The organism is Bacillus sp. FJAT-27916, assembly GCF_001183965.1.
Lineage (GTDB): Bacteria > Bacillota > Bacilli > Bacillales > Pradoshiaceae > Pradoshia.
This window is the reverse complement of record NZ_LFZV01000001.1, coordinates 2,009,589-2,023,222: the sequence shown is the minus strand read 5'-3', so window position 1 is coordinate 2,023,222 and position 13,634 is coordinate 2,009,589. Positions and strand designations below refer to the sequence as shown.

Annotated in this window: 12 protein-coding genes; 2 read left to right on the top strand and 10 right to left on the bottom strand. The window is 42.6% G+C overall.

All coding sequences use genetic code 11. From position 1 onward, the window contains the following. Positions 1 to 90: 90 nt before the first annotated feature. From AC622_RS09705 to AC622_RS09695, 3 genes are read right to left on the bottom strand one after another with little or no spacing between them, the layout of a single operon-like run. Complete coding sequence (locus AC622_RS09705; RefSeq protein WP_049670892.1) at positions 91 to 903, bottom strand: enoyl-CoA hydratase/isomerase family protein; 813 nt, start codon at positions 901 to 903, stop codon at positions 91 to 93. Then, the gene (locus tag AC622_RS09700; protein ID WP_049670891.1) at positions 872 to 1,978 is read right to left on the bottom strand and encodes an acyl-CoA dehydrogenase family protein; all 1,107 of its coding nucleotides are present in this window, start codon (positions 1,976 to 1,978) and stop codon (positions 872 to 874) included. Before AC622_RS09700 ends, AC622_RS09705 begins: the two co-directional genes overlap by 32 nt. Further along, positions 1,975 to 3,129 (bottom strand): acyl-CoA dehydrogenase family protein, encoded by a 1,155-nt coding sequence (locus tag AC622_RS09695; RefSeq protein WP_049670890.1) that lies wholly within the window; start codon positions 3,127 to 3,129, stop codon positions 1,975 to 1,977. Before AC622_RS09695 ends, AC622_RS09700 begins: the two co-directional genes overlap by 4 nt. Positions 3,130 to 3,491: 362 nt before the next feature. Here AC622_RS09695 and AC622_RS09690 point away from each other — a divergent pair, with 362 nt between their 5' ends. Both AC622_RS09690 and AC622_RS09685 read left to right on the top strand, forming a co-directional pair. Next, the gene (locus AC622_RS09690) at positions 3,492 to 4,631 is read left to right on the top strand and encodes a DUF2515 family protein (RefSeq protein WP_082197106.1); all 1,140 of its coding nucleotides are present in this window, start codon (positions 3,492 to 3,494) and stop codon (positions 4,629 to 4,631) included. Positions 4,632 to 4,736: 105 nt separating this feature from the next. Next, entirely contained in the window at positions 4,737 to 5,993 is a 1,257-nt protein-coding gene (locus tag AC622_RS09685) for an Nramp family divalent metal transporter (protein ID WP_049670888.1), read from the top strand. A 100-nt stretch (positions 5,994 to 6,093) separates the two neighbouring features. On the opposite strand, the gene AC622_RS09680 is transcribed toward AC622_RS09685, so the two are convergent. The 7 genes from AC622_RS09680 to AC622_RS09650 all read right to left on the bottom strand — a co-directional run bounded on the left by AC622_RS09680 (position 6,094) and on the right by AC622_RS09650 (position 13,561). Continuing rightward, a complete protein-coding gene (locus tag AC622_RS09680; RefSeq protein ID WP_442853805.1) occupies positions 6,094 to 7,053 on the bottom strand; it encodes a tyrosine recombinase XerC in 960 nt (319 codons plus the stop codon). 281 nt (positions 7,054 to 7,334) lie between these two features. Further along, the gene (locus AC622_RS09675) at positions 7,335 to 7,847 is read right to left on the bottom strand and encodes an AMP-binding enzyme (protein ID WP_053103741.1); all 513 of its coding nucleotides are present in this window, start codon (positions 7,845 to 7,847) and stop codon (positions 7,335 to 7,337) included. Positions 7,848 to 8,151: 304 nt separating this feature from the next. Beyond that, a complete protein-coding gene (locus tag AC622_RS09670) occupies positions 8,152 to 9,366 on the bottom strand; it encodes an MFS transporter (protein ID WP_049670886.1) in 1,215 nt (404 codons plus the stop codon). A 141-nt stretch (positions 9,367 to 9,507) separates the two neighbouring features. Then, positions 9,508 to 10,725, bottom strand: coding sequence for an MFS transporter (locus AC622_RS09665; protein ID WP_049670885.1), 1,218 nt, complete (start codon positions 10,723 to 10,725; stop codon positions 9,508 to 9,510). Positions 10,726 to 10,779: 54 nt separating this feature from the next. Beyond that, a complete protein-coding gene (locus tag AC622_RS09660) occupies positions 10,780 to 11,658 on the bottom strand; it encodes a shikimate dehydrogenase (RefSeq protein ID WP_049670884.1) in 879 nt (292 codons plus the stop codon). A gap of 208 nt (positions 11,659 to 11,866) precedes the next feature. Beyond that, a complete protein-coding gene (gene aroD, locus AC622_RS09655; RefSeq protein WP_049670883.1) occupies positions 11,867 to 12,628 on the bottom strand; it encodes a type I 3-dehydroquinate dehydratase in 762 nt (253 codons plus the stop codon). 30 nt (positions 12,629 to 12,658) lie between these two features. Then, positions 12,659 to 13,561: a shikimate dehydrogenase gene (locus AC622_RS09650; protein ID WP_049670882.1), complete on the bottom strand. Its 903-nt coding sequence runs from the start codon at positions 13,559 to 13,561 to the stop codon at positions 12,659 to 12,661. Positions 13,562 to 13,634: the final 73 nt, after the last annotated feature.

Here is a 13,634-nt window from a genome sequence, read left to right as displayed (position 1 = left end):
GATAGAATAATGGATTGTTTCCTCCCCCTAAAACATTTTTGACGAAATCAAAAAAAAGAATCCATTGTCATCAATGGATTCTAAGTAAACTCAAGAAAATTCCGGTTTTCTTTTTTCTACGAGTGCTTGAACACCTTCTTCATAATCTTTGAGCTCCGTAATGATGCCCATGGCAGATGAAATCATATCAAGAGAAGTCTTTAAGTCAAGCTGTCTGCTTTGATAAACTGCCCGTTTCATGAACCGCATCGTTTCCTTAGGTCCATTTTTCAATCTTTCAACATAATGATCCGTAAAGGATTGTAGTTCTGAATCATCGATGACATAGGTCAGTAGACCGAGCTGATATGCTTCCTCTGCCGTCAGTACTTGTCCGTTCCATAATAAGTCCAGTGCTTTATCTGTCCCAATCAGCCGCGGCAAAAACCATGCTGCCCCATCTCCAGGTACTATTCCTGCCTTCACATAGCTTTCCGCGATTTTTGTGCTTTTTGCTGCAATTCGGATATCACAGGCAAGTGCCATATCAAAACCTGCACCAAATGCAGCCCCATGCAGCATAGCAATCACAGGGATATCAATTTCTTGGAGCAGGAGTGGAATGCGCTGGACATTCTTCCATAAGGAATTCTTTCTAGCGAGAGCGGTTGACGAATAATCATTCGATCCATCATGATTCAAAAATCCATCCCCTCTAGCCATTGCTTTAATGTCTCCTCCAGAGCAAAAGGCACGGCCATTCCCTGAAATCACCAAAACATGTATCTCATCCGAATCACGTACTTCCTCTAAAGCCTTGATCCAAGAATGAATCATATCCTCACTAAAGGCATTCATTTGCTCAGGTCGATTCAAAGTGATACGGGCGATATTATTCGTAACGGTAAATTGTAAATCGTTCATGTTCTTCCCCTTTCCCTTCCCTTTGCTTGGTTAAATAATTCCATAAACCGTTTACTCCCCATTTTCGCAAGTGATGAGCGAATGTATTTGACCAGTCTGCTTCTGTGCCAAATTCATCCCGATATGACCACAGTCGCCTTGTAGAGTAATGAAGGCTGTGCTCTTGCGTAAAGCCGATAGCCGCCAGGATTTGGTGGGCAATTTTTGCAAATTGGCCAGCGCCCTCATTCAAGCGTATCTTGGCTAAGGCGATTTCAGGAGCAAAACGGGTGTCATGTACGCTGGAAACAGCATTTTGCAAGGCGGTCTTGGCGGCGGCAAGCTCTCCGGCAAGGGAAGCGATATGATGCTGTATGGCTTGCTGGCGGGAAAGCGGCCGGCCAAATTGATAGCGTGTTTCCACATGCTCAATCACTAACTCCATGATTCTCTCCATCGCTCCTGTCATTTGCGCTACCCTTGCTGCTGCTCCAAGAAAAGCAGCCCTCTCATAAACGGCAGTTGGAATGGACATATGCTCTAATTGATGGAGCGCGAGCTGATTGATATGAAGGGTATCCCTTGGTTCTCCCGCAAGATTTGCCGCTTTCTCAATCATCGTTAAGCTGACAGGAATCTTTAGTAATTCGATTTCTTGCTCAACTTTTAGAAAGGCAATCACATACTCTGCATGTCTTCCATATGGAACGGATGGAATCTTACCGGAAACGCAGATTCCGTCAAAGGTTAATCCATTTTTCTCAGGCTCAAACAAGCAGGATAGACTCTTAACCGCATCATTCGCCTCCATGCCCAGCTCAGCCAGCACCCAATTACTGATCAGTGTTTCAGCCAACGGAATCGGAGCCGAATATTTACCGGCAAGCTGAATCAGCCTAAAGCCATCAGTGCAATCTCCTCCATGACCTCCTTGTTCCTCACGAACACCCATTAACAGGAGACCGGATTCCTGCAAGCCTTTCCAAAGGTCAGCAGGAAAATGGCCTTTCTCTGCATTGTCTATGATTTCTTTTTCTGTATGCTTAGACAATATCTTTTCTGCACTCTGCAGAATAATGGCTTGCATATCACTCATGCCTTCAGCACCCCCTTCGCAATGATTCCCCGCAGGATTTCAGTCGTTCCGCCCCTTAGCGTAAATCCTGGGGATTGCAGGATAGATTCAGCCATCAGTCTGCTCAGGCGGTTTGTGGAATGAATAGACGGGATAACCGACGTATAGTCCCTGGCTAATTCCGCTATTTCCTGTTCAAACTGAGTACCCATATCCTTAACGAGTGATGCGGTGAGATTAGATGGGACATCCTTCTCCAATTGGACAGCAATTCCGAGGGATAGATTCCTCAGGCTCCATAGCCTTGCCGCGAGCTTGCTTACGGCCATCAGCCCATGATGATCTCCGCTCTCAAGCAGGGAATTGATTAATTCATTGAGCAAAGGGAAGGTGCTGAGGAAGCGTTCGGGACCGCTTCTTTCATAGGCGAGCTCTGCCATTCCTTGTGCCCAGCCATCCCCTTCCTTGCCAATCAATCGCTCGTCGGGAATGAATACATCCTCGAAAAACACTTCATTAAAATGATGCTCCCCTGTCATGAGAATAATGGGACGGATGGTAATTCCCTTTGCGGATAAGTCGACAATCAATTGACTCATGCCTGCATGCCTGTCATTAGGGTCTTGGTCAGCGGTGCGGCAAAGGGTAATCATATAATGCGAGAAATGTGCCCCGCTCGTCCATATCTTACTCCCGTTTAAAAGCCAGCCGCCATCTGTTTTACGGGCCCTGGTTTGAATGGCTGCAAGGTCAGAGCCTGCATTCGGCTCACTCAAGCCGATGCAAAAGAAGCTTTCACCACTTGCGATCCTCGGAAGGAAGAAATGCTTCTGCTCCTCTGTCCCAAACTTCAAAAGAAGCGGTCCTGATTGCCTGTCTGCGATCCAATGTCCTGCAACCGGTGCTCCGAAAGCCAGCAATTCCTCCATAACAATATAACGCTCCAAGGAAGTCCGCTCATGTCCCCCATATTGTCTCGGCCATGTCATGCCAATCCAGCCCTTTTCCCCTAACCTTTTGGAAAAATCGGCTGAAAACCCGCTGAGCCAGCAGTCGCATTTGGATTTAATTCGTCCCTCCCTTTGTTCAGCTTCCAAAAATACCCACACCTCTCGGCGAAGCTCGTTTGCCTCATTAGGCAAAACAACGACAGGCACATCTAATGCTTTCATGATCCTTCACCAGCCTTTCTCATATTCTCGTTTCCAGAGCATCTTTTAACTGCGATGCCTTTACAGGATGCCGTTTATCCGGCTTAGCAAACAACAAGAATAACACGCCTCCTATTAACGCTAAGCCAAAGGCCTCGAGCGGTATGTATTATCCAAATAAACGAGTGGCGGAGCACATATATAAAGCCTCCTAAGCCTCTCCAGAACGCCACATCCCATCTGCTTACCCGGCCTTTCCTCTCTATGAAGCTATCCGCTTTTTTACTATGCAATTTGCATGCCAATCCCCATAGGTATAAGGAAAGGAATTTGGAATAAATTAAGGGGAATAGGCACTTTTTGTTCATGAAAGGAGGCCGTTTCTGATTTTTCTACATACCAAAAAAATACCGAAAAAATATAAGAAGCTTCAAAAGGATTTAAAGGAACGTCTTCATACTACAATTCCGCCTCTCCCTCTCTCACTCTCAGCAAAAGAAGAAAAGCTGGTTGAGGATATTCAAGCGGAAACGAAACGGCATAATCGGAATAATATCAGTCGCACCACAGCCTACCTCGACTATTATCGAAGAAATCCTGAGATTCATTGGTCCCTTTTAGCCCATATGGTTTCTCGAAATACTGGCTGGAATATGACTGATTTAAGGGGCTCATTTCTTCCGCGAATAATGAGCAGCCAAGAATGTGATGATTTCTATGCCTTATTAGAAAGGGGGAACTGGATTATCTTCGAGGATGCATACCCTCAGTTACTGCTATATGAGAAAGGAAAACAGCATCGAAAAAATTATTACCATCTGCTTCCTGCCTTTCATGTATCTGTCTTCATGCAGGTGCTTTGGCCTTTCTTTCTTGATGGAAATGATTCAGAATTGATTACTCTGGCATTAGTCGTGAATGAACAAAACCATTTGGAGCAAACCGTTATGAAGAATGGGTCATTCAAGAAAACGGTCTTTGACAAAATTGAATTCATGCTGCAGGATCTCCTGTCCATGAATCAAATAATCTTCCCCTTAGTAATAGAAGGTGAACGCATAAAACTGCGGGGTAAAACGATTCATCAGTTTGAAGAGCTTCATCAGCGAATTCAAATTGGCCGCGATTTGTATGCCCTTTTATTCCACGAAAAAACGCTGAACAGGACCATTCACTGGGCTTGCCAAACTCCCCATACTGGCTCACGAATGGATTTTTGGTCTCATTTGTTCAATCTTGTTAATGAGGAGGTTCCTGGTAGGAAGCGAATGCACAGCCGATTCAAAAATGGTTCACTTAAGGAAGGGGAGGCTCGGATATATAGCCCCATATGGCAAAATGTCTGGAAGGATACGCCTCATTCTTCACCAGCACAACGGGATTGGTTCCAAGATACAGATGTCCTTTCCTACCTGGAAAAACCGAAGATTAATGTAGAGGGCGACATTGGGAAAGAGTATTGCCGTACACTTGAGAAGCTTGAATACGCCGTTATGGCTAAAAGTGTATCCACTCTTTTTTAAAATTAAGATTCAAAAAATTTAATTATTCAAATATTTGATATTTTTACACAAAAATAGGAAAATAGAAGAGCACCAAAAAGATTTTGAGCAAACGGGGGGGAATTTATGCACGCACAACAAACAAATTGGCAGCCTGAAGCACCTGTCTCGAAGAAATCGGTCATTGGGCCAGGGTTAATCGTTGCTGCCACAGGGGTAGGAGCCGGTGATCTAGTCGCTGCTCTTGTTGCCGGGACGAATTATGGTCTCGTCTTCTTATGGGCGATTATCATTGGCTCCATATTAAAGTTCGCGTTAAATGAAGGGGTTGGCCGCTGGCATGTGACAAGCGGCAAAACAATCTTAGAAGGCTGGCACATGATGGGGAAATGGGCCACCGGATACTTCGGCGTCTATTCAATCATTTGGGGATTCGTCTATGGAGCAGCAGGAACAGCGTCTTGCGCGCTTGCAATGTCGGCACTCTTCCCGCAATTATCATTGACTCAATGGGCCATCATCCATGGTATTGCCGCTTTCTTGCTTGTCTGGTCAGGCAAATATAAGATCTTTGAATCTGCGATGAACGTATTAATCGGGATTATGTTCATCACAGTCGTCGGCTGTGCAATCATTATCATTCCTCAGCTGGGAGGCGTTATAGGGACAGCGGTTCCTGCGTTGCCAGAAGGCTCGCTTCTTTATGCACTTGGTCTTATCGGAGGAGTAGGCGGATCACTTACCATGGCTTCCTACGGATACTGGCTTCAGGAAAAGAAATGGACTACGCCATCATTTATCCGAGTCATCCGTGCGGATTCAGCTGTAGCTTATATCGCAACCGCCATCTTTACGCTATCCTTATTAATTATGGGCGCAGGTTTATTATATGGAACGGATGTTAATATTGCCGGTGAAACCGGATTAGTAGATTTCGCTGGAATTATCGGAAATGAGCTGCATCCTGTTGTGAAATATTTATTCTTAATAGGTTTCTGGTCTGCTTCCTTCACCTCTGTATTGGGTGTATGGAATGGAGTTCCTTATCTATTCTCCGATTTCATTCGTACCATCACCCATAGTAAGATTAGTAAGGATGAATTAAGCCATACAAAATCTTATCGTTTCTTTGTTCTTTGGCTCACATTCCCGCCGATGCTTCTCCATTTCCTTGGGAAACCGGTAGGGTTAATCATCGCCTACGGAGCACTTGGAGCGATTTTCATGCCATTTTTGGCTATCACATTGATCTACCTTCTTAACAAAAAAGAGTATGTCGGTACAGTCGACCGTTCCCAAAAGCTTTCCAATATTGTTTTATCGGTCAGTATCCTTCTCTTCCTCGTTCTCGCTGTAAATGAGTTAATCAATATTTTCTTTTGAGTAAACGTTTACACGACATCTGCTTAACTCTTTTAGAGTTAAGCAGATTTTTTTATTTTTGCTCGTAAAAACTAAAGAAAACCCTGTGTATCAGGGTCTTCTAAAAGTTAAATGGATTATTGTCGATCACCTGTTGGATTTCCTTATCCTCGAGATGTGTATAGATTTGGGTCGTGGATATATTGGAGTGGCCAAGAATTTGCTGCAGGCTGCGAATGTCCGCCCCGCTCTTATACATAATAGTCGCAGAGGTATGCCGCAGTTTATGGGGAGTCAGCTTATCCTTTCGCAGACCAGACTGCTCATTGATTTTCTTCACGATCCTTGCCACCTGCTGACGTGTTAATTTCGTTCCCTTTTGAGAGAGGAATAAATAATCCAATGTCTCTGCCTTATGAACCTTGATTCGCTCATTCTTCAGATAATCCGAAAGTGAATCTCGGCATGCTTTATTCAAGTATACCGTCCGTTCCTTATCCCCTTTACCTGTAATCCGGAGCGCTTGGCCTTGAATAGAATTCATTTTCAGACTGCACAGCTCTGAAACCCGTAATCCTAAGTTCAAAAAGAACATCATCATGCAGTAGTTACGGTAATAATGATGATTACGCTCAATTCCTCCAAGGAAGCATTTTGCCTCCTCTAGATTCATATATATTGGATTTCGCTTACTCAGCTTCGGACTTTCTAGCTCTTCTGCGATATTATCCGAAATCAGTCTTCTCTTCCCCTTCAAATACTTAAAAAATGACTTCAGCGTCGCCACCTTCCTAGCCCGTGCTGACGCGCTATTATCTCGAACAGACTCACAATACTCGATAAACAGATAAATATCCTCCAATGATATCTCTCTAATCGTTTCAATCGTAAGGTCATGAATGGACACTTCACTTATCTGTTCCACCTCTAGGCCTTCATATGTAACTTTCAAAAACCTGAAAAAGAGCATTAAATCGTACTCATACTCTTTTCTAGTCCTCATCGACTTCCCTTTAATCGTGGTCAAATAAATAAGGAAATCTCTCACAATCTTAGGCTGTTGTCCCTGCAATGCCCCCACCTCTCTCTATATGCCCCATATTATAGCATAAAAATGTTCCCAAATTCATATTTGGGAACATTTTAAGTGATGCTGCTTCTTTATAACCTAGAATATGGATAAAATCCTCCTTTAATTATAGAAGCCATCTCAGAATCTTTTTTCAAATCAATTTAATGTCTATTATTGGCTTTGATAATTCTGTACAAAAGACACCTTTTCACTAAAATATGGATGTTGCTGAGAGGCTCTCAGACGAAATTAACTTTCTCTAGACGAATATATGTCCGATTAGATTCATTTCAGCTTACCCTTCTATTTATTGATTGAATGGAATCTTTCTTTAAAAGATATCTTTGAATTTTCCCGCTTGCCGTTTTCGGTAATTCCTCCACAAAGTCAATTTCTCTAGGATATTGATGCTTCGATAAGCGGCTCTTCACATAGTCAATTAATTCATGGGCCAGCTCCTCTGTTTCTTGATATACAGGGATTAATACACCAAAAGCCTTAACCACTTTTCCTTTATGGGCATCCGGCTTTCCAATTACGGGTGCTTCTGACACCGCTTCATGTTCAAGCAAACTGCTTTCCACCTCGAAAGGTCCAATTCTGTAACCCGCACTCGAAATAATATCATCCGATCTTCCTTGGAACCAATAGTAACCATCCTTATCAATGGCAGCTAAGTCACCTGTTTTAAACCATTTACCGATTTTTTCCTTCGTCTTTTCAGGTTGGTTCCAATAACCTACGAAGAAAAAAGGGAAAGAATGAGCATTAACAGAGATTTCACCCACTTGTCCTCTTTCCACTCTATTCCCCTCGCTGTCGAGTAAGGCAATATCAAAACCTGAAGAGGGCTTACCCATAGAACCCAGTTTAATGTCCATTTCTGTACTAGCAAAATTATTGATAATCATCCCTGTTTCAGTAGGACCAGGTAAATAAAGATGTGAAAATTCACTTGTAAATATATTTTACGTTATTTTTTATGTCCACTTTCCATACAACCATATATGCCCCACTGTCTGCTTATTCGTCTTTTGTCCTAGCAGCATTTTTTAAGCCATAAAAAAAAGACAGCGGATAGCCGCTGTCTTCTCTACACTGCTCTACTTAAGCAGCTGTATTCATTTCAGTTTGCTTTGGCATGGTTAATTTTCTATAACGATAGAAAACAATCGATGCCAATACAATGCCTAATGCATTAATGCATAGGGAAAACATAAATACTCCTGTTACATCAACATAACGTGTGATCAAGCCTGTTACAAAAGGAATACCGGCTGTTGCCAAGCTTGTTGCTGTGCAGTGGATACCGGTCATTCTTCCTTTGTTCTTCCAGAAGAAATCACATAAAACACCTAGTGCTAATTGCATAACGCCAGCTAGAGAGAATCCGATGACAAAAGCCAGAATGGCTACTAGCAACGGTGATTTTGCATTCATAAGCAGGATGGTACCTGCCATTGTCATGATTGGGTAAGCTAAAATGACATGTGTTGGCTTCAACCATTTACGCAGGGCGATTGCGACAAGGATGACGGATATGAACGCACCAATATTATAGTAGCTGAGGAGCTTTAAGGAGCTCGTCAATGACATGCCGATCACTTCTTCTGCGTAGGTCGGCATCCAGATGTTCATCAAATACAATAAAGCTGGAGCTGTAAAGCCTATTCCAATCAAAGCAAGACCTTCGATTTGAAACTTCGGTGCTTCCGTAAATTGGTTAAGGGCTGCTTGAGTAGCTTCTGAGTTTGCATTTGTTTCCTTAGAGTATGGAAATTTTGCTCTTGACAGGAACAATGCACTTCCGATAAAGATCATAGCCGGAACAAAGAAGGACCAGCCAAAGAAAATGCCGTGGTTCAAGAAAAATGTAATCATGAACGGCAGAATCAATGATCCGACGGAAATAAACGCCTTAACAGAAACAGTTGCTGTACCAGTGTGTTTCGGGAATGATTCCATCACAGTTGGATAGGTTCCAGCATCTAGGAAGGCATTTGATAAACCGCCTAGGACGGCAAACATAAGGGCAACCTCATAATGGGTTGTTAATGGAATTCCAATCAAAAAGGCAGCACAAAGCAAAGCACCTGTAATGACAAATGGCTTTCTTCCGATCTTATCGGAAAGATGCCCGGATATATATAATGAAGCTAATCTACCAATACCATAGGCGGAGACGAGAAAAGAAACACCAGCATTATCGGTTCCGAGCCTTTCAGTCAAGAAGCTCATATTTTGAGCAATCATGATGTAGGCCATACCGAATGCGAAGTAGTTTATATAACTGCCAATGGCTGCAGCGTATTTACTATTCATTGATAGACCTCCTATTTCTTATAGGCAATGCCTATTAATTTGACCGAGGAATAGATATTCCTGTGTTTTTTTGTCAAAAATATATCTACTAGACATTAGGCCTAGTAGATATATTTCATTCAGTAAACAGTATAGGGTTAATTATGCAGCTGTACTAGCTGTAGTATTTTCCACTTTCATGACTTTACGGTAACGAACAAGCACGACAAGTGATAAAAGAACACCTGCAGCTGCTACTGCTGCACCGAAAAGAATAACGTTTGTAATGTTTGTGTTAGCAATTTTACCTGTGATGGCAGGAACAGCCGCACTTGCCACAGCAGACATAGTCATAAAGATACCTGTTAGTGTACCTTTGTTGCCGCGGAAGAATTCAGCCATAACAACAAGGGCTAATTGAAGCACACCGCCTGCTGCGAAGAAACCGATTAGGAATGCGCCGCTGATAACCATTGCTGGTGTTTGAACAAAAGCAATGCCAAGGAAAACAAGTAATGACATTAATGGATAAGCAAATACAACATAGACAGGCTTGATTATGCTTTTTACAAGATAAGATGTAATAAACACAGAAGCTAGTGAACCAGCACTATAGTAAGAAACCAATTTCAAAGAAGAAGCATTAGCCATGCCGATGACTTCTTCACCATACGTTGGCAGCCAAGTTTGAACAATCAAGAATGTTGCTGTAGCTGTGAAAGCGATAAAGATGATCGCAAGTCCTTCAACCCAGAAGTTAGGTTTTGAAGCAAATACTTGTTCAGCAACTGTTTCTTCAGCTGATTCTTCTTTTTGGTTTGCTTTCGGGAATGGCAATTTGATCATGAAGATACCATTCAATACAAAGATGGCAACAGGGATTAAGAATGAAATTCCATAGTACCAGTCATTAGCAATGATCATACCGATGATAACCGGTAATGTGAATTGACCTGCAGAGATAAATGCTTTAAGCAAGATATTCGCTGTTCCAGCGGATTTAGGGAATGATTCCATTAATGCAGGGTACGTACCTGCATCCAATACAGAGTTTGCAATACCTGCTAATAGGGCAAACATGAATGCGATTTGTACGTTTGGTGCAAATAGAATGGATACAAAGAATCCAATATACACGAGCATACCCGCATAGATGATTGGTTTTCGACCGAGTTTATCAGATAAAACACCTGAGATTGCTAAAGCGATTAAACGACCGATACCTAGAGCAGAGATTACATACGCTACTCCCGCTTTATCAGTGTTTAATTGATCCATAAGGAATGTCATGTTTTGCGCAAGGATAATTGCGCCCATACCATGGATGAAATAGTTGATATACATAGCCATTGCAGCTGGCATATAACGATTTTTAAACATTTTTTCAACTCCAAAATTTCATTTTTATATAAGCTTGCCATGAAGGCAAACTAATTAAAACATTTGTTCTTTCACATATTCAACAGGCATTTCTTGTCCTGTCCACATTTCGAACGCTTTTGCACCTTGATAAAGCATCATGCCAAGACCGTTAATTGTGCGGCATCCAGCTTCTTCTGCCATTTCAAGAAGTCTTGTTTTACGCGGGATGTAAACAACGTCAGAAACGATTAATTCTGGACGCAGCCAAGAAGCATCAGGAATCAAGCTTTGTCCTTCAAGCGGCTTCATACCAACGCCTGTTCCGTTCGTAAGGATGTCTGCCTCAGCGATTGCCGCTTTAAGCGCGTCTAAATCCTCTAAACGATGAACGGTTGCTTTGCAAGTTACGCCTTCCATTTGGTTGTTGATGATATCCACGTTTTTCTCAGCGCGTGCATAGTACTCATCATCGCGGTTGAAGATTGCAATTTCTGCTACTCCATCAAGAGCTGCTTGGATTGCGATGGCTGTTGCGGCACCGCCTGCACCCATAAGGACCATTTTCTTACCGATGATATTGATGCCAGCTTCTTTCAAAGCACGCATATAGCCTGTTCCATCAGTGATGTGGCCGATCAATTTGCCATTTTCATTGACAACTGTATTAACCGCACCAGTGAATTGGGCTGCTGGAGAAAGCTCATCCAATAATGGACCGATTTTTGTTTTGTTCGGCATAGAAACATTGAAACCGCGAACGTTTAGGGCACGCATGCCTGTTACAACGTCTTCAAGCTGTTCATTGCCCACTTCAAATGCCATGTATGCATAGTTAAGTCCTAGTTTACGCAAAGACATATTGTGCATAGCTGGGGATAAGGAGTGGCCAATTGGCGTTGCCAATAATCCCAATAGTTTTGTTCTTCCGTCGATTCTTCCTAAATCTGACATGTTGTTTTACCTCCAAGGTGTTTATATATTATAATTTGCCGACTTGATGTCATTCATGTAAGGAATGGTTGGTAATCAACTAATGTGAATAATTTCACATACAATGACACAAATTACCCCTTTAACATTTCATCAAAGGCAATTATACACATATGATTCTTTTATCATCCGGCCGTAAATGACTATACAGCCGGATGATTAACAATAATTAAAGACTTTTGTGTAAAATATCTAATACTGTACGCAATTCTGCTACCGGGATTTGACCTGGTGCAGATGCTTCTTTTCCTGCTCCAAAAGTGAAGGCAGAACCGAATACTTCACCAGCAAGACGGCTGATTACACCTGTTCCAGCCATAGACATCGTGATCAATGGGCGGTCGGCATGTTCTGTTTTCATTGTGTAGGTTGCATCAAGCAATGTAAGTACATCACCAACATTTTGCGGCATAACTGCAATTTTCGGGATGTGGGCACCATACTCTTGCATTTTGCAAAGACGGCTGATGATTTCTTCCTTCGCTGGTGTTTTGAAGAAATCGTGGTTAGACATGATGACAAATACGCCATTTTCGTTTGCTGCTGCCACAAGTTTTTCCACGTTTTCTTTCTCGTTGAACAATTCAACATCAACTAAGTCAATTTGCTTTGTGCGGATAGCTGTTTCATTTAGTTCCACATAGAAAGCATCACTGATTTCTTTATTTCCGCCTTCTTTATGGCTTCTGAATGTGAAGAGCAATAATTCTTGATTGAATGCCGCTCTTAATTTGCTGATCATTTCCTTTACAGCTTCTAGATCTTCAACATGCTCGTATATATCAACGCGCCATTCAACGACATCTGGAGCAAGCTCTTTCACAAGGGCTGCTTCTTTTAGAATTTCTTCTTCTGTTTTTCCAACGAGCGGCACGATGATTTTTGGTGTGCCTTCGCCGATGACCACGTTTTTAATTTTCAATGTACTCATTGTGGTACTCCCTTCTTCTCTATATCTTCATTATGCCTTCATACTGCCTTCTTGATTAAATATCCGGTTTCGGATTAGAGCAACGGGCATTTTTTCCCCTGTCCAAATCTCAAATGCCTCAGCACCCTGCCAAAGCATCATGCCTAATCCATTCACCGTCTTACACCCTGCTCCTTCTGCCATCGTCAACATCTTTGTTTTCAAAGGGTTATAAACGATGTCTGAAACAGTCATTTCTGGACGAAGCCAGCCGGTATCCTTCACAATGCTCTCCTGCTCCATTGGTTTCATTCCGGCACCCGTTGCATTCGTGATGAGGTCACTATTCATGATTTCATGCTTCAGTCGTTTCTCATCACCGAGATCATATACATTAGCCAGACATGAAAGATGCTGCAAAGAATCATTGATAATCTCTGCATTTCTTTCTGCACGGGAGAAGAACTCATCCTTGTGATTGAAAATGGATATCTCGCTTGCACCATCCATTGCTGCTTGAATAGCAATAGCAGTAGCAGCGCCTCCAGCTCCAAAAATCGTCATCTTCTTGCCTTTAATAGAGACACTGGCCTCCTTCAAGGCTCGCATATAGCCAGTCCCATCTGTTAAGTGACCAATCAGCCTGCCGTTTTCATTGACGACTGTGTTGACTGCACCAGCGAATTTCGCCGCGGGAGCAAGTTCATCCAATAAAGGTAGTATTTTTGTTTTATTTGGCATTGATACATTAAATCCACGCACATCCATCGCCTTAAACCCTTTGACGATTTCTTCAAGCTCTTGATTGCCAGCATCAAAAGCCAAATAGGCATAATTCAATCCAAGCTCCTGACATGCCATATTATGCATGGCTGGGGATAACGAGTGGCTTATCGGTGTAGCAATCAAACCTAGCAGTTTTGTCTTGCCATTTATATAACCTGAACCAACCAATTGAGTGCCCTCCTTTTATCATCAGACCGTGCTTTTCATCACACGATCCCCCCTGCCAGCTGCGCTAGTACTG